Here is a 21,182-nt window from a genome sequence, read left to right on the forward strand (position 1 = left end):
TCGGGCGCCGGTTACCGGCCAGCCTCAGTTCGTAGAACCGTCGTCTGCCAGCGTTTCACACATCTCATCGGGCGTCAGGCGCTGCAACGGGATGGAGCCTGAAGTTTGCAGATCCGGATCGCCGTCGAAATCGAGATCGTAGGTCAGGGTTGCATCGGTACAACTCTCGAAGCTGAGTTCGGCCATACCGATGGTCTGCGGATCGGTTGCCGGTGGCTCGGCCAGATCGAAGGCCCCGTCGACGACCAGATAGACTTCCATGACGACCGTACTGTCGCCTTCTTCGTATTTCCCGCCGGTTGTTAGCCAGCGGAGCCCGGGCGGGCCGCCGTTGCCATCCAGGTCGAAGGTGAACCAGAAGCCGTGGAGCGAGGGTGGATCGCCGCTGGAGACAACGTCGAGAATGATGCCCTGGCCGTTGGTTTCGGGATTGAACCAGGAGCCGGTCATGCCGAAGTTGATGGGCTGGCCTTCCGGCTCGCCGTTTCCAGCCGCCTCCACGGTAATGGTCCCGAACATTCCGAGGCCGGGTGAACCGTGGACTTCACAGTAATATCCGATTTCACCGGCTTCGTCGAAGGTCAGTTCCGTCGACCAGTCGCTGGAGGAAGGGTCGCCGGGGGCACAGTTGTTGGAGCAACGAAATGCGCCGTCGTCCTCAACCACGTTGTGGGGATTGGCGCCCTGATTGGTCCAGCGCACGCTGTCGCCGGCGGTGATGGTGAGGTGCTTGGGACTGAAGAAGTTGTCCCTGACCGCGACGTCGTGGACTTCCTGGGCAGTTGTCGCGATCGGGAGGCTAAGCAGGATCGTGGCAAGTATGAATCGTCTCATGACCACCTACCTCCATGTTCCGCCTGCATGCTGCCGACGGTCGCGCCTGAAGCGGGCGCACGGCCACGGGCGGAGAGGGTACCGAGGCATTCAGGCGGTTGACGTTGTCACACGAATGCACATCCACCCGTCAACTGAAATTACCACCAATGGTTTACAGGTGCAAATGAGCCGCGCTAGCGAAATCGGCGGCGCAGCATCAGGCGAGCACTGTAGAGATCGTCGCTTTGCCGGGCGCGGTGCGGGGGACGACGGACATGCAACGGCGTCCAGGACAGTGCGGCCAGGACTTCCCAGCGTCTGGCCGGGCGCAGGATCGTTCCCAGGGTGATGGTGTGTGTAGTCAGGTCCGTGGTCAGCAGGGAGCGGTCGAGCACTTCGAATACCCTGGCGCGAACGTGCGTGCGGGGATTCATGCGGGTGGCGGCATACGCCAGGTACGGCTCGAGTCGATCGTTCATGAGCCGGTGCGAAACGGCCATTTCAAGCCCGTACTGCTCGATGACGGAACGATCGTCGGACGGTGCGCGGCAGCCGAAGGGGTTGCCGGGCGAGCCGGGTGGGTTGGCGGCGGTTTCCCGGCTGCAGGTGAAGTCGCCACTGATGCGTGCGTACTGGTAGAACGCCCGGGCGCCTGCCTGCCAGCGGCCGCTTTCCAACAACGGCCGCTCCAGCGCCAGATCCAGGGAACGTCTTGCCTTGACGCCGTTGATTTCCACCGGCGGAGTCCAGCCCAGCTCGAGGGTGAAATCGGCCGGCAGTCCCACGGCCAGGCGAAGGCGCCCGAAGATCGGCAACTTGTTGAGGTCTTCCAGTTTGGTGCCGTTGAAGCCGACGCGCCGGCGTTCGGTGGAAATATGGGGAATATGCGCGGCGCCGGCGCCGAGGTGGATCGCGCCGAATTCGGTGCTGGCGGCCGGCCCGAAGCCGGAAAACAGCGTCGTGCCGCTCAAGTAGGCCATCGCCCACGCCTCGGGTCGGTCAGAGGCGAGGTGCTCTCCCTGATCGACCACCGGCTGTGCCGGCACGGTCCCGGCCAGGAACAACAGCAAGCCGCCGATTATCACTTTCCCGCCGGACTTCAGTATTGCTGGAGTCATTTCGAAATCTCCCGGCAACCTGCTCCAGAGTGTAACGCCGTCCACACTGGCCGGCGAAAAAGCAGGCGTTCGCTCTCAACCGGTACCGTCGACTTCACCCAGCCATCGGTCGGACCATTGAAGATAGGCGCGGATCACCTCGGTGTAGTTCGGCGGCAGGTGGCCGAAGTCGAGGACGACATGGCGTTTGTGCTCCTCGGGCGTCCCGAGCAGCTCGAAAAAAGGCAGTTGCGATTGGCGATGGGGGAAGGTGAAGTCCTCCCTGCCATTGATCAGCAGGAACGGTACGGTTACTCGGGGCAGGTAGTCCTGCAGTTGGACTTCGCGCGGGGCACGGTCGGCCGGGATCACGCCCGCCGATAGCACGATGGCGCTCTGAAAGCGGTCGTCGACCGCAAGCGCGTACGGTGCGCGATAACCGCCATAGCTGACCGCGTGAAGCGTGAGACGCTTGGTGTCGATATCGTCGCGGGTTTCAAGATAGTCGAGCGTGCGGCGCAGGTCGAGAATCTGATCGACGAGCAGCTGACGCCAGGAGTTCGGGCCCGCGGGCGGATCGAGGCGGCGCTCGAAGGTGCCGCGATAGACCGGGTAGACGACGATCTGACCGCTGCGCAGGAAAGGTTCGACGTGGCGCAGGCCCGCCTTGCGGCTGTCGTCGAGCATGAGGGCATCGCCACCCGGAAAATTGACGACGGTCGCAGCCGGCGTGTCGACGTTGCGCGGCAGGTAGATCCAGGCGGAGACACGCTCGCCGGGATATGCGGCGGTGAAACTGACCCGCTCGCGATACCAGTCGCGATGATTGTTATCACCTTCTTCCACCCGAGTTTCGAGCGGCAGTGGATCGTACTCGAACTGGCGTGCGTATATCTCGAAGGTGGCGTCGTCGACTGGTTCGGGGACTTCGAAGTTCCCGGTTCCCAGGGATCGCGCCAGTTCACGTTCGATCGGCGCTTCGGTCCGGACCAGGCGGAAACCGGTTCCGGGGTCCCGGCTCAGTGGGTCGCGCGCGTCCGGGTCGCGGAAGCGGTAGCTGTCCTCCAGCCACGAGCCGCCGGCGATGTGGCGCAGGTTGCCGGCCGGGTTCAGGCACCATTCGGCCACGTTGCCGGCCATGTCGTAAGTACCGTAGGCGCCCAGGCCGTTGCTGTTGCCGACCTCGCTCGTTCCGCGGCTGTTGAAGTTGCTGGCGAGCACGATGTCGGAAAAGTTCTGCGCCTGCCGAGTGCCCAGTCCGGCGGCGCGGCGCCAGTGGAAGACGGTCGGCAGTTGCTTGTCGGCCCAGCGGGCGAAGGCACCGGCTTCGAACCAACTCACACCCTCGACCGGGTGGTCTTCCCGGCCCTCCGGCCAGGTACCCATCGACCAGGTGGACGGACCGGGCTGTCCGGTGGTGTCGACGAAACGCTCGATGTAGGTATCGAACTCAACTGCATTGCCATCGATGCTGATCGTGGCCGGCCAGAACTCCGGGTTCTCGTAGCCGCCGGCATCGATGAACTCGCGAAACTCCTGGTTGCTGATTTCGTATTGGTCGATCCAGAAGCCTGGAAGGGCTTCGCGCTCGCCGTTGTAATCGACCGGGCCTGGTGGGACGTAGACCATGTTTCCGGGCGCTGAATCATCCGGGTGCAGGTGGAAGGGTTCGGCGACCGGCAGCACGCTGGGTGCGGCTTCGATCGCGCGAAAACCAGTGCGTTCGACGCGGTAGCGCATATTGGCGAGCGGCACCGCGACATCAACTAGCGGCGTGCGGCCGAGATGGACCCAGCCGTCGTCGCTTTGGCTATAGCCGCGGACGTAAACGTCGGCTCCCTCGGGTTTGCTGGTCAGGGTCACCGGCAGGCTGATGTCGCGCCAGAGCTGTTCGAGGGTGGGTTCGGTTCCGTGCCTTTGTCGTATCTCGCGGGCTTTTGCCCAGCCGGCGGCGACGTTGGCATCGAGCAATCCGCGAATTTCGGGAAGGTGCTGCGTATACAGGCGATTGCGCTCGCCGGAAGAGTGCCACCACGCAATGATCAGTACGGCGACGCCAGCCAGCGCGGCCAGGACGGCGATCGATCCCACATGCCGGGAAGGCGCCGCCGTGGCCGGTTCCCGGTCAACCGGTATCGCTGCTTGCTCGTCGGGCGAAGTTTTTGCCCCTGTCGGCGCATCACAGGGAACAAGCTCGACGGAACAGGCCATGCGATAGCCCCGGCGATGCAGGGTTTCGATGTAGCGCGGTTCCTTCGCACTGTCGCCCAGTGCCTGCCGCAGTTCGCTGATCGCCTGCGGCAGAACATTGGGTGAAAGCGCGGTACGGCCCCAGGCCCGGTCAAGGAGGGTGTCACGATCGAGCAGTTCGGGCGCATGCTCGAGCAGTACCTCAAGCAGACGGAAGGTCTGGCGACGCAGGGGCAAGGGTCCGTCCGGCCCGTCGACCGATCCGGTGCGCGAGTCGAGGATGAAGCCGCCAAAGCGATAGCGCATGGCTGTCATATATAGCGGACTGCTCGGGATGGGGCAAGCGGTCAATCGATGCGCCGCCCATCGCGGTTCGGCATTCGCTATAGTGCCCTCTGGCCTTGCTCACTGGAATCAATCATGCAGAAGCACTTGCTGATCGCCGCCGTCACCGCATTCCCGCTTGTCGTCCAGGCCGGTCCCGTCGATGAATACTGGTCCAGCCTCAAGGATTTGTGCGGTCAGGCTTACGAAGGCCGCCTGATCGAATCACCCGAGGGCGAGGATGACTTCGCCGGACAGCGCCTGATCATGCATGTGCGCCAGTGTGGTGACGAGGTGATCCGGATTCCCTTCATGGTCGGTGATGATCGGTCACGTACCTGGGTGCTGACCCGCAAGGACGATCGCATCGAGCTCAAGCACGATCATCGCCATGAGGACGGCTCGGAAGACGAGGTAACGATGTATGGCGGCACGTCCAGCAACGCCGGCCGCGCTACCGAGCAGTACTTTCCGGCCGACGAACACACGCGCGAGATCATCGAGGCGGCCTTCTCCAATGTCTGGGTGATGCGGGTTCATCCCGGCGAGACCTTTACCTACGGACTGTGGCGACTGGGAACGCCGCGGGTATTCCGCATTGACTTCGACCTGAGCGAGCCGGTCGAGCCGCCGCCGGCGCCCTGGGGCTGGGAGGACTGAAAGGGCCATGAATGAAGCGCTTTCGGAGGTCATTGGCCTGCTCGATCTCGAGCGGCTGGAAGACAACCTGTTCCGCGGCGAGAGCCGCGACATCGGTGCGCCACAGGTTTTCGGCGGGCAGATTCTGGGTCAGGCGCTGTCGGCGGCGCACTGCACGGTTGAGGAACGCTCGCCGCATTCGCTGCACGCCTACTTTCTCAGGCCCGGGGATTTCAATCAGCCGGTCGTCTACCAGGTCGAGCGCTCGCGCGACGGCGGCAGCTATTCCAATCGCCGCGTTGTGGCCGTCCAGCACGGTCGACCGATCCTCAACCTGGCGGCCTCCTTTCACGCGGCCGAGGCCGGCTACGATCATCAGGTCGAAATGCCGGATGTGCCCGGGCCGGATGGCCTGTCGAAAAGCATCGATATCCACGACTCGATCATCGACAAGGTGCCCGAGAAAATGCGCCGGTTGCTGGCGCACCGGCCGCCGCTGGAGTTTCGCCCGGTCGAAGCGCCCAAGTTCATCGATCCACAGCCACGGCCACCGCGCAAGCATGTATGGATGCGTGCCTGGGAAGCGCTGCCGGACGAGCCGGAACTGCACCGCAACCTGCTCACCTATGTGTCGGATTACGAACTGCTGGGCACGGCCACCTTGCCGCACGACCTGGATTTCAGCACCCGGCCGGTGCAGATGGCCAGTATCGACCACGCGCTATGGTTCCACCGCCCGTTCCGGGTCGACGAGTGGCTGCTTTATGCCTGCGACAGTCCGACCAGCCACGGTGGGCGTGGCTTCACGCGCGGACAGTTCTTTACGCAGTCGGGTGAGCTGGTCGCTTCGACCGCCCAGGAAGGTGTGATCCGGCCCTGGGATCCGGCCAAGCGTCGGAGAGGTGGGTAATTCGGACGTCGAATGAGTTCATGTCCCCCGACATACCGTCATCAGGATGATTCGTCCTCGAATCGATCGTGGAAGAGCAGGTCTTCGAGTTCCTGCAGGAGGCCGGACCAGAAGCCGCCGGTCAGTCGCCACTGGTCACCGCTGAGTTCGCGCGGTTCGGTGGCCTCCCACTGGCCAATGGTGCCCTTCAATGACCAGTCGCCGCCGCTGCTTTCCATGGTGCCGCCGGAGGCGATGGTCCAGCGAGTGATTTCATAGTCCTGCGCCACTGCGGGTGCGGCCAGGACGGCCAGAAGCAGGATCATCGCAAGCTGTTTCATCGTTGAGGCTCCAGAAAAATTCGCTCGTCTCTAAACCATAATACGAAATTGATGCCCGGATGGCGTCATCTCCCGGTATTCAACTCTGTTCGCCGTAGGGAAAATCCTCGGCTTCGAGTGTTTCGGTGTAGTCGCCGACCCGCTCGTGGGCGATGTCGGTGCGATAGAAGCGGGCAATATGGCACAGGGCGTCGCCTTCGTTGACCAGCGGCAGGTTAAGGCGCCCGATGACGATTCCGGACCACGGCGAATACACCTCGATTTCCGCCTCGCCGAAGGGGTCGGAAACCACACCGAGCACCGTTTCATTGCGCGTCACGCGGTCGCCCAGCGCGACATAGGCACGAAAAAGACCGCTCTGCGGGGCGCGCACCCAGCTGCTGGAGCGGGCGATGACCGGCTCCGGCGGCGGCTTCTTGCGTGTTTTCGGGAGCATGCCAAGCTGGCGCATGACCCGCACAACGCCCTCGACACCGCCGCGAATGGCGAATTCGTCGAAGCGCAGCGCTTCACCGGCCTCGTAGAGCAGTATGGGAATGTCGTGGTCCATGGCGGCCATGCGCAGCGAGCCGTCGCGCAGGGCCGAGTTGAGAATGGCCGGCGTGCCGAAGGCGCGGGCCAACTCGAGGGTTTCCTCGTTGTCCAGGTTGGCGCGGATCTGGGGCAGATTGGCGCGGTGCATGGCGCCGGTGTGCAGGTCGATGCCATGCGTGGCCTGGCTGACGATTTCGGTCATGAACAGGTTGGCTACCCGCGCCGCCAGGGAGCCTTTTTCGGAACCGGGAAAACTGCGGTTGAGGTCGCGGCGGTCCGGGAAGTAGCGTGACAGGTTGATGAAGCCGTGCAGGTTGACGATCGGCACAGTAATCAATGTGCCCTTCAGGCGCTTCAGTGCCGGCACCTTCATCAGCCGGCGGATGATCTCCACGCCATTGAGCTCATCGCCGTGAATGGCGGCGGAGACGAACAGTACCGGGCCGGGACGCTTGCCGCGCAGCACCTGCACGGGCATGGTCGTGGGCGAGTGGGTGTAGAGCCGCCCGACTTCCAGATCGATGCTGCGTCGCTCGCCGGGCTGAATGGCTACGCCGCCGATGGTCAGGGTACGGTCATGTGAATTCATCTAATACATCCGTTACTGGTATTGCCAGAAGGCGACCAGCAGAGATAGAAGGGCGCCAGTACCGAGCGGTAGCAGCACGCGCCAGCCCAGCGCCCGGCCGCCGATGGCCAGGGCCATGCCGCCCTTGGTCAGGGAATTGGCACTGGCGGCGATCATGATCCCGATGACAGCGACCTGCAGGGAGATTTCGGATTGACTCATGCGCGACAGCGACAGGGTAATGGCGTCAACGTCGGCAATACCCGAGGCAGCGGCCAAAGCCCACAGTCCGAGATCGCCGGCCCAGGCCGACAGCGCCTTGCCCAGCAGCATGACCACCGCGAGCAAGGCGCCGAACAGTAGGGCTGATTTCAGTTCCATCGGGTTGCGCAGCAATGTGGCGTCCCCGTCGCCTTTCTCGCCATGCGGGCGGTGGGCCAGGTAGGCGGCCACCGGCAAAAGCGTGGTGACCAGCAGCACAACTGCGGGCAACCAGATGATTTCCAACAGGGGTGCATGAATGACCGTGGCAACGATCATCATGCGGGCGATCATGGAACCGCAGGCCAACAGGATGCCGGCGGCCAGCACGGAAGACAGGCTGCCCTCGCGTGCCCCGATCCGGGCAAATGCCAGCGTCGTGGCAGTGGATGAGGCCATGCCGCCGAACAGGCCGCCGAAGACAATCCCGCGTCTCGGGCCAGCCACCCGGATCGCAATATAGCCGAAGAAGGAAATGGCGGCGATCAGAACGACCATCCACCAGATCACGAAGGGGTTGAGCGCCTCCCAGGGGCCGAACCCGCGATTGGGCAGGATCGGTAGCAGCACCACCGAAATCAGCAGCAGCTTGAGCCCGGCCGTCAGTTCCTCGCGCCGAAGCGTGTTGAGAAGGCCATGCAGGCTTTCCTTGTAACCGAGAAGCAGCGCCATGACGATCGCCGCCGCCGCGGCCAGGGCAATCTCTCCCACGCCGGCCAGCACGGCTAATAGGTAGGTCGCCAGCGCGGCAGTCTCACTGGTGATACCAAAATCGTGCCCGGCCCGCGTCGTGGCCATGTAGGCCGTCGCGCTGGCGATGGCCAGCCCGACAAAGACCAGTCCGATCAAAAGATAGCCACCGTCCTGGCTCATGATGCCGACCACGCCACCGAGCAGCCCGATCAGACTGTAGGTGCGCAGGCCGGCGACGCGCTGGCCTTCCTCGGTGTCACGCCGCTGCCAGCCGCGCTCGATACCGATCAGCAGGCCAATGGCCAAGGCGACCGCCAAGCGAAAGAATGCTCCCAGCTCAAGGCTCATGCCATCAGTTTACCGCGGCGGCGTCACTTTCAAACAGCCGCCCCAGGCGCAGAGGAGGCGATGCAGGGTATAATGGGCGGTTATCTCAATGAAGCGCGGCCCGTCATGAAGCTCCGAAACATCGCCATTATCGCCCACGTCGACCACGGCAAGACCACGCTGGTCGATCAGCTGTTGCGCCAGTCCGGCGAGTTCGCCGCACACGAGCGCCTGGAAGAGCGGATGATGGATTCCGAGGATCAGGAGCGCGAGCGCGGCATCACGATCCTGTCGAAGAACACCGCCATCGACTGGCAGGGCTGGCGCATCAACATTGTAGACACCCCCGGTCACGCCGATTTTGGCGGCGAAGTCGAGCGGGTGTTGTCCATGGTCGATTCCGTCCTGCTGCTGGTCGACGCCGTTGACGGCCCGATGCCGCAGACGCGCTTCGTGACTCAGAAGGCCTTTGCCATGGGTTTCAGGCCGATCGTGGTGATCAACAAGGTCGACCGGCCCGGTGCGCGGCCGGACTGGGTGCTCAACCAGACCTTCGATCTGTTCGACAAGCTCGGCGCCACCGACGAGCAGCTCGATTTCCCGGTCGTCTATGCCTCCGCCCTGAACGGATACGCCTCTCTGGAAGCTGACGTCACCGAAGGGGATCTCACGCCTTTGTACGAAACGCTGGTCGAGCACGTCCCGGCGCCGGCTGTCGATCCGGACGGTCCTTTCCAGATGCAGATTTCGAGCCTGTCGTATTCGTCCTATGTCGGGCTGATCGGCGTTGGCCGGATCAAGCGCGGCCGTGTCCGGCCCAACCAGGCAGTGGCCGTGGTCGATCGCGAAGGCAACAAGCGCTCGGGCCGTGTCCTGCAGGTGCTGGGCTTCAAGGGTCTCAAGCGCGAGGAGGTCGACCAGGCCTCTGCCGGCGATATCATCGCCGTCTCCGGTATCGACGGCATCAGCATTTCCGACACGCTCTGCGATCCGGCCAATGTCGAGCCGATGCCGGCCCTGACCGTCGACGAGCCGACCATCCACATGACCTTCCAGGTCAATAGTTCACCGTTCGCCGGCCGGGAGGGCAAGTACCTGACCAGCCGCCAGCTGCGCGCGCGTTTGCATCAGGAAGCGACTCACAATGTCGCCCTGCAGGTGGCCGATACCTCCGATCCCGAGCAGTTCGACGTTGCCGGTCGCGGTGAACTCCACCTGGCGGTACTGATCGAGACCATGCGCCGCGAAGGCTACGAACTGGCCGTTTCGCGCCCGCGGGTGCGCAAGCGCGAGGATGAAAACGGTGACATTCTGGAACCCTGGGAGCAGGTCGTTCTCGACATGGAGGAGGCCTATCAGGGCGCGGTCATGCAGGCCATGGGCGAGCGCAAGGGCCAGCTCGAGAATATGCAGCCGGATGGCAGGGGCCGGGTTCGACTCGACTACATGGCGCCGGCCAGGGGCCTGATCGGCTTTCAGAGCGCCTACCGCACGATGACTTCCGGTACCGGCCTGTTCTTCCGTGTCTTCGATCACTGGGGTCCGGCCACCGAGCGCGTTGCCGAACGCGCCAATGGCACCATGATCAGCATGGAAAACGGCACCACCGTCGCTTTCGCCCTGTTCAATCTGCAGGATCGCGGCAAGCTGTTCGTCGGCCCGGGCGAGGACGTCTACGAGGGCCAGATCATCGGCCTGCACGCGCGCGAAAACGACCTGGTCGTCAATCCCATGAAGGGCAAGAAGCTCACCAACATCCGTGCCGCGGGCAAGGACGACGCAGTACAGCTCACCCCACATGTGCGCATGACCCTGGAGCAGGCCATGGAGTTCATCAACGACGACGAGCTCGTCGAAGTCACGCCCGAGCATATCCGTCTGCGCAAGCGTTATCTGAAGGAACACGAGCGCAAGCGGGCGGAGCGAAGCGCCTAGCGACAGTAATCCTTCCGGCCGACCTGGGCTAACATGGGTGCTCCATCAAGCGAGCGACCCCTATGGATTTCACGCCTTCCAAAAAAGCGCAGGCCATCGCCCGCGAACTGGCGCGATTCATCCGCAAGGAGATCGAGCCGGTCGAGGTCGACTACCACCGTGAACTGGCTGCGCTCGACAATCCCTGGCAAGTGCTGCCGGTCATCGAGAAGCTCAAAGGCCAGGCCCGAGAGCAGAAGCTATGGAACCTGTTCTTGCCCGACGACGAGCTTGGGCAAGGACTGAGCAATCTCGATTACGCACCCATGGCCGAGTTGATGGGGGCTTCGCTGATCGCCCCGGAGATTTTCAACTGCAACGCCCCCGATACCGGCAACATGGAGGTCCTCTACCACTACGGCTCCGATGAGCAGAAGGATCAGTGGCTGAAGCCGCTTCTGGCCGGCGAGATCCGCTCGGCGTTCTGCATGACCGAACCTGACGTGGCTTCCTCGGATGCGACCAACATGGAAGCCACGGCCATTGTCGATGGTGATGAGGTCGTACTCAATGGTCGCAAGTGGTGGTCGACCGGCATTGGCCACCCCGACTGCAAGGTCGCAATTTTCATGGGGCTGACCGATCCGGACGCTGATCGTCACTACCGCCACTCGATGGTGCTGGTGCCGCTCGATACGCCCGGTGTGAAAGTCGAGCGCATGCTCAACGCCATGGGCTTCCACGACGCGCCCTACGGTCATGGCGAAGTCAGTTTTACCGACGTACGCTTGCCGAAATCGGCGATCATCGCCGGGCCCGGCAAGGGTTTCGAGATTGCCCAGGGACGGCTCGGGCCAGGGCGAATTCATCACTGCATGCGCCTGATCGGGCTTTCCGAACGGGCCCTGGAGATGGCCTGCAAGCGTTCGCTGGAACGCGAGGCCTTCGGCCGGCCGCTGGCCAAGCTGGGAGGCAACGCCGAGCGCATCGCCGCGGCGCGTATCGCGATCGAACAGGCCCGGCTACTCGTGCTCAAGGCGGCCTGGAGCCTCGACCATCGCGGCATTACCCGCTCCATGAACGAAGTCAGTCAAATCAAGGTGGCGGTACCCTCGATGGCGCAGGGGGTCATCGACATGGCGATGCAGCTCCATGGCGGGGCCGGGATGAGCGACGATTTCCCGCTGGCTGCCGCCTGGACCGGTGCCCGGGCGCTGCGCATTGCCGACGGGCCCGACGAGGTTCACAAGGCGCTGGTGGCGCGATTCGAACTGGCCCGGTACCGTGAGCGCAATGACTGAGGCGTCGAACGATCTGATCGACCGGCCGCGCGCCCTGCGAGCCGAAGACCGCTTTGATGTCGAGGCGGTCGACGCCTGGCTGAAGGAACAGCTTGATGGCCTGGCGGGGCGCCCGGAGATCAGCCAGTTTTCAAGGGGCGCCTCCAACCTCACCTACCTGTTGCGCTATCCCGATCGCGACCTGATCCTCCGTCGACCGCCGCCGGGTACCAAGGCGAAGTCGGCGCACAATATGGTGCGCGAGCATGATATCCAGTATGCGCTCAAGCCGGTATTTCCCTATGTGCCGGAAATGCTGGCGCTGTGTACCGATCACGACGTGATGGGCTGCGATTTCTATGTCATGCAGCGTATCGAAGGGATCATCCTGCGGCGCAACCTGCCCGCGGGAATGGCGCTGAATGAAGCACAGGTCCGAACGCTATGCCGCAATGCGATCGATCGCCTGATAGAACTGCACTCGGTCGACGTCAAGGCGGCCGGGCTGGACACCCTGGCCAAGGGCGCGGGATACAACCGCCGCCAGATCGAGGGCTGGTCGAGCCGCTTCAGCAAGGCCCAGACCTGGAACGTCGGGTCCGGGCGCTACGTCACGGACTGGCTGGCCGATCACATTCCCGACGAGGTCGCCATCCGCGTAATTCACGGTGATTTCCGCTTCGATAACCTGGTGCTCGACGCTGATGACCCGATGCGCATCATTGGTGTACTCGACTGGGAGTTGGCGACTCTTGGCGATCCGTTAATGGATCTGGGTAATTCGATGGCCTACTGGGTGCAGGCCGACGATGATTTTTACTTTCGCGGTTTTCGTCGACAGCCCACGCACCTGCCGGGCATGATGACGCGCCGCGAGGTGCTCGACTACTACTGCAATAAGACCGGATTCGAGCCGGAAAACTGGGCCTTCTACGAGGTCTACGGCCTGTTTCGCCTGGCCGTCATTGCCCAGCAGATCTACTATCGCTATCACCATAAGCAGACCCGAAACAAGGCGTTCAGGCACTTCTGGCTGGCAGTGAACTATCTCTTGTGGCGCTGTCGGCGGGTTATTCGCCGGGCGAATTGAGTGTTCATGACGAATGTCACTGGAAGGCCGTTCGTGGCTGCGCGACACTGAGCGCCGCTATTCGACAGGTACTGGATCGGGGATGGAGCAAACAGAGATTTTCAGCAACCGGCAGGTTGCCGCGACCGATTTACCCGATTTTCGGCGCGTCGAACTGACCTCGGTGGCGCCGGCCTATCTGCCCTGGGCGCTGGTTACGCAAACCGCCATCTGGTTGATTCTCGCTGCCGCGGCAGCAGTCGCGGGCCTGTTGCCCTTTGATCTGGGCGGCGTATCGGATTGGTCACAGCGCTGGCTACTACCGTTACCTGCGCTGGCAATGGCAGTTGCGGGTGCAGTCTACGCCCGGCTCGACTTCCGAACCCGAGCCTGGGCGCTGCGCGAGCACGATCTGATCTGTCGCTACGGTGTGCTCTGGCGCAAGACCGTGATCATGCCGTTTGCCCGCATTCAACATGTCGAGGCGGTACACGGCCCTTTGGAGCGTTATCTCGGCCTGATGCGACTCAAGTGCTTCACGGCCGGCGGCATGAGCGCCGACCTGACGGTCAAGGGTCTGGATCGAGCATCGGCACGACGGGTGCGACAGTACTTGCTTGAGCAGATTGCCGCCACCGCCGACGATGATGATTCACCGGTCAGCCTTGCGGGCGGAGAGGAGTCGGGGCGTGACGTCGATTGACCTCAACCGCTGGCAGCGTCTGGCCCCGATGGCGCTGTTGTTTCTGATCATCAATGGCGGCGCGAATTTCATTCGCGAAAACCTCTATGTCTTTGCCGGCGCCGGCGTCGGCTTCGCCTTTCTTGATCGCCTTGGTCTGCGCGAGTTCGTGCTCGGCGGGCTGGTTGCGCTACTTGCGGCCGTGCTGATCGCGGCGGTCTATCATCGGCGCTTTCGTTTTCGCATTGAGGGCGATGCCATTCGCGTTCGTCGCGGCCTGATCGAGAACAAGGATCTGCGGATCCGCTTTGCCCGTGTCCAGAACGTCGGGCTGAGCCAGCCGGTCTATTTCCGACCCTTCGGACTGGTCCGGTTCACGCTGGAGACGCCCGGTGCCGAAACGACCGAGGTTGCGCTACCGGGCATTAGCCGGGAGCTGGCTCAGGCACTGCGCGACCATATCGCCCGGGCAAGTGGCGGGGTTGATGTGGCGGTTCAGGAAGCGGGCGAATCGGCGGACGCCGAATCGGCACCCGGCAATGGTTCTCTGCTGCACGAACCGGGCGGTCTGCGCCTGTTCACGCACGGCCTGGTCAGTAACCAGGTCTGGTTGATCGCCGGCGTGGCCGCCTGGCTGTCCGGATCGATGTGGGACCGGATCGAGCAGTGGATCGATTCGATCGGTGTCAGCCTGATCGTGCAGCGCGTGCTTGAACTGGGCTGGGCCGGCGCCTTCGGCCTGCTGCTCGGCCTGGTGATTCTGGTTTTCGTTCTCTCCGGCGTGATTTCGCTGATTCGCTTTCACGGTTTTTCCCTGCGCGATCATGGCGACCGCTTCCGGGCCGTGGGCGGAGCGCTGAACCGGCGCGAGCAGACGCTCAGGCGCGAGAAGCTGACCGGCCTGACGCTGTATCAGACGGCGCTCGGACGCCTGCTCGGTCAGTGGTACCTGGTCGGCAAGCAGGCCAGCAGCAAGGAGATCGAAGTCGATCCTTCCGCTCCGCAGTTCCTGATACCGGGCCTGCGTCGCGGTGACCTGGGCCTGGTTCAGCGATTGCTGCCGGGGTTCGATCTGCCCGAGCACTTCCGGCCGATCAGTCGGCGCTTTCGAACCTTCTTCTGGACGCGCCTGAGTGCCGGTGCTCTGGTCCTGACCGGGCTGGTTGCGTGGCAACAGCCACAGCAGAAACTGTGGGTGGCCGCCGGCCTGGGCGTGCTGTTGCTGGTCCTGTGGTTGGTTCACCGCAGTTGGCGCTGCTGGGGCTGGCACCTGGACAATGGTGTGTGCTGGGTACAGCAGGGGCTGTTCGGCCTCAGGCGCGATGCCTTCGAGCTGACCCTGGTGCAGCAGGCCATCGTCGTGCGCACGCCGTATTTCAGGCGTCACGGGCTGGCCTCGGTTCGCTTGATCCTGCCCCACGGACAGGTCACGATTCCGTTCATTGCCCTGGACGATGCCGTCGCACTGGCCAATCGGGCCATCTTTGCCGCGGAAACAGCGGCCGCGCACCGGGTCTGATCGTCCGGGCAGGTCCGGGTTTGCCCGTACGGTTCCGGCACCGCCCCGTGATAAAATGCGCGGCTGTTTTCTCGATCCGGAGACTGGTTCACGATGCCCGATTCAAGCCCAGGCGCTCGCTTTCGCAAGCTGGTCGCCGAACAGCCGCCCTTGCAGGTGGTCGGAACCATCAACGCGCTCAGCGCACGCATGGCCGAGAAGATCGGCCACAAGGCCATTTACCTCTCCGGCGGCGGGCTTGCGGCCAACTCGCTGGGTCTGCCCGATCTGGGCATCAGTACGCTTGAAGACGTCCTGATCGACGTGCGCCGAATCACCGACGCGTGCGATCTGCCCCTGCTGGTTGATGGCGACACCGGCTTTGGCGGCGCCTTCAACATCGCTCGGACCATCCGTTCGCTGGAAAAGGCCGGGGCGGCCGCAGTACATATCGAAGATCAGGTTCAGACCAAGCGTTGCGGCCACCGGCCGGGCAAGGAGATTGTCTCCCGGTCCGAAATGGTCGACCGGGTCAAGATGGCCGTCGATTCGCGCCGCGACGATTCGTTTGTCATCATGGCGCGCACGGATGCGCTGGCAGTGGAAGGGGAAGAGGCCACCATCGAGCGTGCTGTTGCCTGTGCCGAAGCCGGCGCCGACATGATCTTTCCCGAGGCCATGCAGGAACTGGAGCAGTACCGCAGATTCCGTGAGGCGGTCGGCGTGCCAATCCTGGCCAACATCACCGAATTCGGCAAGACCCCGCTGTTTTCCACACCCGAGCTCGGCGAAGTCGGCGTGGATATCGTTCTGTACTGCTGCGGTGCATACCGGGCCATGAACAAGGGGGCCGAGACGGTCTATCGTGCGCTGCTCGAGCAGGGTCATCAGCGTGATGTCATCGATATCATGCAGACGCGCGACGAGATGTACGACTATCTTGATTACTATCAATACGAAGCCAAACTCGACGAACTGTTCAGCAAGGAGTCGTCATGAGCGAGAAGAAACCCACAGCCGGCCTGCGTGGCCAATCCGCTGGCCAGACCGAGATTTGTACCGTCGGGGCCGCCGGCAACAGCCTTCGCTATCGTGGCTATGCCGTCGATGAGCTGGCCGAAAAGACCTCGTTCAACGAGGTGGCCCACCTGATTCTCAAGGGCCATCTGCCCAATCGCGACGAACTGGATGCCTACACGAAGCGCCTGAAGTCGCTCAGGAGCCTGCCCGATTCCGTCAAGGAGGTGCTTGAGCGCATTCCCGCTTCCGCGCATCCGATGGACGTGTTGCGCACGGGCTGTTCATTCCTGGGCAATGTCGAGACCGAAGAGAGTTTCGATCAGCAGCAGGACGTGGCCGACCGCCTACTGGCGACCTTTCCGTCGATGATCACCTACTGGTACCGCTACAGCCACGACGGCAAGCGCATCGACGTCGAGACCGACGACGACAGCATCGGCGGTCACTTCCTGAACCTGCTGCACGACAAGGCGCCGAGCGATCTGCATGCGCGGGTGATGGATGTCTCACTGATTCTCTATGCCGAGCACGAGTTCAACGCTTCGACTTTCACCGCCCGTGTTTGCGCGTCGACCCTGTCGGACATGCATTCCTGTGTAACCGGCGCCATCGGATCGCTGCGGGGCCCATTGCACGGCGGTGCCAACGAGATGGCCATGGCCATGCTCGAGCAGTATCACACGCCGGAGCAGGCGCGCGAGGATGTGCTGCGCAAGCTTGAGGAAAAAGAGAAGATCATGGGCTTCGGCCATGCGGTCTATCGCGAAAAGGATCCACGCAACGCCATCATTCGCGAGTGGTCGCGCAAGCTTTCCGAAGATGTCGGCGACGACACCTTGTTCCCGGTCTCGGAGATCGTCGAGAAGACCATGTGGGATGAGAAGAAGTTGTTTGCCAACGCCGACTTCTACCACGCCTCGGCCTATCACTTCATGGGCATTCCCACGGGTCTGTTTACACCGATCTTCGTGATGTCGCGCGTGACCGGCTGGTGTGCCCACATCATGGAACAGCGCGCCGACAATCGCATCATCCGCCCGGGTGCCGACTACATCGGCCCCGAAGATCGTCCGGTGCCTTCGATCGACGAGCGTTAATCGAAGGGGTAACACAGTCAGGTACGCGCTTCGGATCACTGCTGGCACTCATACGAAAACCTGCGGTTTCGAAATCGCGCCAACAGTAATCCGAAGCGCTCGAGTGATGGCTTACTAAAAGGTTGGTACTTGAGCGGTTGGGTGTATGTATCGGGTGATTTCGAAACCGAAGGTTTCGTATGAACCCGATGCGTGCACCCAACCGCGTCTCGCAGTTAGCCGCCTCTTCTGGACATGCCCGCGGTAAGGATCAAGCGCAGGGCATCCTCGAAGGGGATATCTACCGGCTCGCACCATGCCTTCGGCACGAAAAGCGTGTAGCCGCCAATCTGGTAGCTCATCGGCAGGTAAACTGCGACCTCCCCCTCTTCGCCGAACGGCAGCTCGGAGAACTCCTCACGGGTAATGAATCCCAGCAGGCCGGCCTTGAGCTCCGGGTGGCGGACCATGACGACCTTGCTGAAACGCCGGGTGTCGTCGCTGGAAAAGTACTCCACGAAATCCTTGGTGGCCCGGAACACCGATTTGATCACCGGCATGCGGTCGAGAATGGCTTCGCCCAGGTCAATGAACTTGCGGAATAGCCACATCTGGCTCAGCACGCCGATGGCAATGACCAGTACGATGCCGCCGATCAGTCCCATGCCCGTGATGTACAGGTCCTCCGGCAGGACCAGCTTGATCAGAGTGCCGATTCCTTTCTCGGCGATGCCGGCAAGCCAGATGACGATCGCCAGCGTCAGCGCGATCGGGATGATCGCGGCCAGACCCTTGAGGAACAGGCCGACCAGTCGCGTGACGAGGGATTCGGGTTGATCGGATTCAGAGTTCATCGATCTGCTTCCTCAGTTTTTCACGCTGATCGGTGACGATGCGCTCGAGCGTTTCGATGCGTTCCCGCAGTTCGATTTCCACGCGCTCCAGGTGCTCACGGTCGACGCCGGTCTTCCGGCGTGCCTCGAACCAATAGCGTGCGACCGCGACGATGCCGATAATCGCCGCGATCGCGACCATGGCGGAGAAGATGTTCATCGCTTCAGACCTCGTTACTCATGGACGGTTTTCGGGTAGTTCGTGCTGTTCCTCGGCGCCTTCACGCCGTCGACCCACCGGGATGCGCTCCATCAAGTGACACAAGCAGTCCTGCCTGATGACGCGTTCGTCGGTGGTCAGCATGGCCGGCATCATGGGGCTGCGGGTCAGGATATCGCCATCGTCGATGCTGAACCAGGTATCCGATAGATCGTGACCTCCGTGGTCGTGCACACGCAACGGATGGGATGCGTCGGTACTGACCCGGCCAAAGCGGGTGCCGGGTGGCAGTTCGCGGAAATTGAGCCGATCCAGAGCGGCCCTGAAAACGATATCCGAGCCGTCCGGTGTAAAGCTGAACGACAGCTCCGGCGCGACGTTGACGGTGGCGACCATCTGGAACAACTCGATATCTTCCGGTGCCGGCGGTTCGCTATCAATTGATTCGGCGTTCAGTACCGAGGCCAGATAGGTCATGGCGTGATCTGTGCCGTCGAGTCGGCCCGGCGGTCCGCACTCGAGCGTCACGGCGGGGCAGAACTCGCCGAAAGCCATGGATTGGACGCCATGCGGCTGGGTGAAGTAGACCATGGTGCGCGAGAACAGCGCCCCCAGTCTCAGATGTTGCGGCTCGATGCGGTTGATGGCGGCATAGTGCGGGTTCTCGCCGGTGTTGTTGTGGATATCGATACTGGCGAAGGGCTTGAGCGCCCGAGCATGCGCCGTGATGCGATCGAAAAGGTCGTGGATGGGCCCGCGCGGCGTGGTCGAGCCCGGCCAGCAGCGGTTGTAGTCGGGCTGATCGGAAAGATAGCGTCGGTTGCGACCGGCGGCGCGGACGTTGGCGATCAGCAGAACCAGGCTGCGCGGCAGGGGGTCGCGGGCGTAGCGACCCTTCAGAAGTCGCCGGACGGCCTCCCAGCCGGAAATCTCGTTGCCGTGCTGCAGGACACAAACGAACAGCGGCTGCGGCCGCCGGCCCGGCAGATGAATCAGGGTCGGTCCCTCGAGCCGCTCGTGTAGCCGGCCAGAGGGCAGGTCGAGCAGGCCGTCGGGAAGATGGTCAAGAATCAGGGGTTCCATACCCGGACTAAGCTAACCGGTTAACGGCCGGGTGGGAAGACCTGCTAACGTGAACCGGCCGGATTCTCCCGCGCCCCGGGCAGTCTTGAAACCCGGGCGAGCAGCCCCTATGGTGCGCAGGGCAACGCAGCCAACGCTCGACCCCACAATCAACAATGAGAACTTGCCGATGCTTGCAGCCAGAAACCTGACCCGTCGCTTCGGTGCACTGCTGGCCGTCGACGACCTCAGTTTCGAGGTGGAACCGGGTACCGTGCTCGGGTTTCTCGGGCCCAACGGAGCCGGAAAGTCCACCACCATGAAGATGCTCACGGGTTTCCTCACACCCAGTTCGGGCACGGCCGAAGTATTCGGTCACGATATTCGCGATGACTCGCTCGCTGCCCGCCGCCAGATTGGCTACCTGCCCGAGGGAGCGCCGCTGTATGGCGAACTGACGGTGGCGCAGATGCTGGATTTCGTCGCTGCCGCGCGCGGGTTTTCGGGCGACCAGGCGCGTCGTCGAATGGCCGATGCGGCGGCGCGGCTGGAACTCGAGCCGGTCTTGAGTCAGACCATCGAGACCTTGTCGAAGGGTTTCAAGCGGCGCGTCGGCCTGGCCCAGGCGATTCTCCACGATCCGCCGGTTCTCATCCTCGACGAGCCGACCGACGGTCTCGACCCCAATCAGAAACAGCAGGTGCGCCAGCTCATCCGCGAAATGGCACCGGACAAGATCATCGTCATCTCCACGCACATCCTCGAGGAGGTGGATTCCCTGTGCAGCCGGGCGATGATCATCGCGCGCGGTCGCCTGCTGGCCGATGACACGCCGCCAGGCTTGTTGGCGCGCTCGCGTTATCACAATGCTGTGACGCTCACACTCGATGAGCCGGAGCGCGCGGCTTCGCGCCTGGGCGAACTGCCCGAAGCTCGCGAGGTCGAGGTGCGCAATGCCCGAGTGACGGTGTTTCCCTCCGGACAGGGTGATCTGTTCCAGGCCGTGAGCCGCATGATCGAGGCGCGCAACTGGACGGTGCACCAACTGCAACTGGAGCCCGGTCGGCTCGACGAGGTGTTTCGCGGCATCACGCGCGAGGAGGCGGCATGACAGCACGCAACATCACGACCATCATGCGGCGCGAACTGGCGGGGTATTTCGCGACGCCGGTGGCTTACGTGTTCATCGTTATCTTCCTGATCATGTCGGCGGCTTTTACGTTTTACCTGGGCGGTTTCTATGAGCGCGAGATTGCCGACCTGGAGCCGTTCTTCCGTTTCCATCCCTGGCTCTACCTGTTCCTGGTGCCGGCAGTGGGCATGCGGCTGTGGGCCGAGGAACGCAAGTACGGCACGATCGAACTGCTGCTGACCCTGCCGCTGACGGTCAGCGAGGCGGTGGTCGGCAAGTTCCTTGCCGCCTGGCTGTTCGTCGGCCTGGCGCTGGCGCTGACCTTTCCGATCTGGATCACGGTCAATGTACTCGGCGATCCCGACAACGGTGTGATCGTGGCCGCTTACCTGGGCAGCTGGCTGATGGCCGGCGGCATGCTGGCCATCAGCGCGGCGCTGTCGGCGGTGACCCGTAACCAGGTCGTGGCCTTCATCCTTTCGGTCGTGATCTGCTTCGGTTTCCTGCTGTCCGGGCTGCCGATGGTGCTCGACCTGTTCCGGGGCTGGCTGCCCCAGACCCTGCTCGACGGGATCGCCAACCTGAGCTTCCTGGCGCATTTCACGTCGATCTCGCGCGGGGTGATCGATTTGCGCGATCTGATCTACTTCGCCCTGGTCATCGGCTTCTGGTTGCTGGCCAATCGCATCATTCTGGAAATGAAGAAGGCGGACTGAA

20 protein-coding genes are annotated in these 21,182 nt (G+C 62.9%); 11 read left to right on the forward strand and 9 right to left on the reverse strand.

The window, feature by feature from the left end:
- Positions 1 to 24: 24 nt before the first annotated feature.
- The 3 genes from G4Y73_RS05675 to G4Y73_RS05685 all read right to left on the reverse strand — a co-directional run bounded on the left by G4Y73_RS05675 (position 25) and on the right by G4Y73_RS05685 (position 4,418).
- On the reverse strand, positions 25 to 834 hold the full coding sequence (locus G4Y73_RS05675) for a plastocyanin/azurin family copper-binding protein (protein ID WP_164230320.1): 810 nt from the start codon (positions 832 to 834) through the stop codon (positions 25 to 27).
- A 176-nt stretch (positions 835 to 1,010) separates the two neighbouring features.
- Complete coding sequence (locus tag G4Y73_RS05680) at positions 1,011 to 1,934, reverse strand: hypothetical protein (protein ID WP_164230322.1); 924 nt, start codon at positions 1,932 to 1,934, stop codon at positions 1,011 to 1,013.
- Between the two features lie 75 nt (positions 1,935 to 2,009).
- Positions 2,010 to 4,418 (reverse strand): SUMF1/EgtB/PvdO family nonheme iron enzyme, encoded by a 2,409-nt coding sequence (locus G4Y73_RS05685; RefSeq protein ID WP_164230324.1) that lies wholly within the window; start codon positions 4,416 to 4,418, stop codon positions 2,010 to 2,012.
- A 105-nt stretch (positions 4,419 to 4,523) separates the two neighbouring features.
- On the opposite strand from G4Y73_RS05685, the gene G4Y73_RS05690 reads away from it, so the two are divergent.
- On the forward strand, positions 4,524 to 5,087 hold the full coding sequence (locus tag G4Y73_RS05690; protein ID WP_164230326.1) for a hypothetical protein: 564 nt from the start codon (positions 4,524 to 4,526) through the stop codon (positions 5,085 to 5,087).
- A 7-nt stretch (positions 5,088 to 5,094) separates the two neighbouring features.
- Positions 5,095 to 5,976, forward strand: a complete 882-nt coding sequence (locus G4Y73_RS05695; protein ID WP_164230329.1) for an acyl-CoA thioesterase II — start codon at positions 5,095 to 5,097, stop codon at positions 5,974 to 5,976.
- 41 nt (positions 5,977 to 6,017) lie between these two features.
- Here G4Y73_RS05695 and G4Y73_RS05700 read toward each other — a convergent pair whose 3' ends face one another.
- From G4Y73_RS05700 to G4Y73_RS05710, 3 genes are all read right to left on the reverse strand, one after another.
- On the reverse strand, positions 6,018 to 6,296 hold the full coding sequence (locus G4Y73_RS05700; protein ID WP_164230331.1) for a hypothetical protein: 279 nt from the start codon (positions 6,294 to 6,296) through the stop codon (positions 6,018 to 6,020).
- A gap of 79 nt (positions 6,297 to 6,375) precedes the next feature.
- Positions 6,376 to 7,419, reverse strand: a complete 1,044-nt coding sequence (locus G4Y73_RS05705; protein ID WP_164230333.1) for a succinylglutamate desuccinylase/aspartoacylase family protein — start codon at positions 7,417 to 7,419, stop codon at positions 6,376 to 6,378.
- A gap of 12 nt (positions 7,420 to 7,431) precedes the next feature.
- Positions 7,432 to 8,700, reverse strand: coding sequence for an MgtC/SapB family protein (locus G4Y73_RS05710; protein WP_164230335.1), 1,269 nt, complete (start codon positions 8,698 to 8,700; stop codon positions 7,432 to 7,434).
- A 105-nt stretch (positions 8,701 to 8,805) separates the two neighbouring features.
- Between G4Y73_RS05710 and typA the strand changes: the two genes are divergently transcribed.
- The 7 genes from typA to prpC all read left to right on the forward strand — a co-directional run bounded on the left by typA (position 8,806) and on the right by prpC (position 17,239).
- Positions 8,806 to 10,614, forward strand: a complete 1,809-nt coding sequence (gene typA / locus G4Y73_RS05715) for a translational GTPase TypA (protein WP_240451216.1) — start codon at positions 8,806 to 8,808, stop codon at positions 10,612 to 10,614.
- 62 nt (positions 10,615 to 10,676) lie between these two features.
- Positions 10,677 to 11,894, forward strand: a complete 1,218-nt coding sequence (locus G4Y73_RS05720) for an acyl-CoA dehydrogenase family protein (RefSeq protein ID WP_164230337.1) — start codon at positions 10,677 to 10,679, stop codon at positions 11,892 to 11,894.
- Positions 11,887 to 12,963, forward strand: coding sequence for a phosphotransferase family protein (locus tag G4Y73_RS05725; protein WP_164230339.1), 1,077 nt, complete (start codon positions 11,887 to 11,889; stop codon positions 12,961 to 12,963). The genes G4Y73_RS05720 and G4Y73_RS05725 overlap by 8 nt, the downstream gene beginning before the upstream one ends.
- Positions 12,964 to 13,045: 82 nt before the next feature.
- Positions 13,046 to 13,645: a PH domain-containing protein gene (locus G4Y73_RS05730; protein ID WP_164230341.1), complete on the forward strand. Its 600-nt coding sequence runs from the start codon at positions 13,046 to 13,048 to the stop codon at positions 13,643 to 13,645.
- On the forward strand, positions 13,632 to 15,143 hold the full coding sequence (locus G4Y73_RS05735; protein ID WP_164230344.1) for a PH domain-containing protein: 1,512 nt from the start codon (positions 13,632 to 13,634) through the stop codon (positions 15,141 to 15,143). Before G4Y73_RS05730 ends, G4Y73_RS05735 begins: the two co-directional genes overlap by 14 nt.
- 93 nt (positions 15,144 to 15,236) lie before the next feature.
- Positions 15,237 to 16,121: a methylisocitrate lyase gene (prpB, locus tag G4Y73_RS05740; RefSeq protein ID WP_164230346.1), complete on the forward strand. Its 885-nt coding sequence runs from the start codon at positions 15,237 to 15,239 to the stop codon at positions 16,119 to 16,121.
- A complete protein-coding gene (gene prpC, locus G4Y73_RS05745) occupies positions 16,118 to 17,239 on the forward strand; it encodes a 2-methylcitrate synthase (protein ID WP_164230348.1) in 1,122 nt (373 codons plus the stop codon). Before prpB ends, prpC begins: the two co-directional genes overlap by 4 nt.
- A 215-nt stretch (positions 17,240 to 17,454) precedes the next feature.
- Here prpC and G4Y73_RS05750 read toward each other — a convergent pair whose 3' ends face one another.
- The 3 genes from G4Y73_RS05750 to G4Y73_RS05760 are packed head-to-tail and all read right to left on the reverse strand — an operon-like array spanning position 17,455 to position 19,354.
- Complete coding sequence (locus tag G4Y73_RS05750; protein WP_164230350.1) at positions 17,455 to 18,072, reverse strand: DUF502 domain-containing protein; 618 nt, start codon at positions 18,070 to 18,072, stop codon at positions 17,455 to 17,457.
- Positions 18,062 to 18,271, reverse strand: coding sequence for a hypothetical protein (locus G4Y73_RS05755; protein ID WP_164228390.1), 210 nt, complete (start codon positions 18,269 to 18,271; stop codon positions 18,062 to 18,064). The genes G4Y73_RS05750 and G4Y73_RS05755 overlap by 11 nt, the downstream gene beginning before the upstream one ends.
- Before the next feature lie 18 nt (positions 18,272 to 18,289).
- Positions 18,290 to 19,354: a M14 family metallopeptidase gene (locus G4Y73_RS05760; RefSeq protein ID WP_240451134.1), complete on the reverse strand. Its 1,065-nt coding sequence runs from the start codon at positions 19,352 to 19,354 to the stop codon at positions 18,290 to 18,292.
- Between the two features lie 169 nt (positions 19,355 to 19,523).
- Between G4Y73_RS05760 and G4Y73_RS05765 the strand changes: the two genes are divergently transcribed.
- Complete coding sequence (locus tag G4Y73_RS05765) at positions 19,524 to 20,444, forward strand: ABC transporter ATP-binding protein (RefSeq protein ID WP_164230352.1); 921 nt, start codon at positions 19,524 to 19,526, stop codon at positions 20,442 to 20,444.
- Positions 20,441 to 21,181: an ABC transporter permease subunit gene (locus G4Y73_RS05770; protein ID WP_164230354.1), complete on the forward strand. Its 741-nt coding sequence runs from the start codon at positions 20,441 to 20,443 to the stop codon at positions 21,179 to 21,181. The genes G4Y73_RS05765 and G4Y73_RS05770 overlap by 4 nt, the downstream gene beginning before the upstream one ends.
- Position 21,182 lies beyond the last annotated feature (1 nt).

The organism is Wenzhouxiangella sp. XN201 (assembly GCF_011008905.1).
Taxonomy (GTDB): domain Bacteria; phylum Pseudomonadota; class Gammaproteobacteria; order Xanthomonadales; family Wenzhouxiangellaceae; genus Wenzhouxiangella.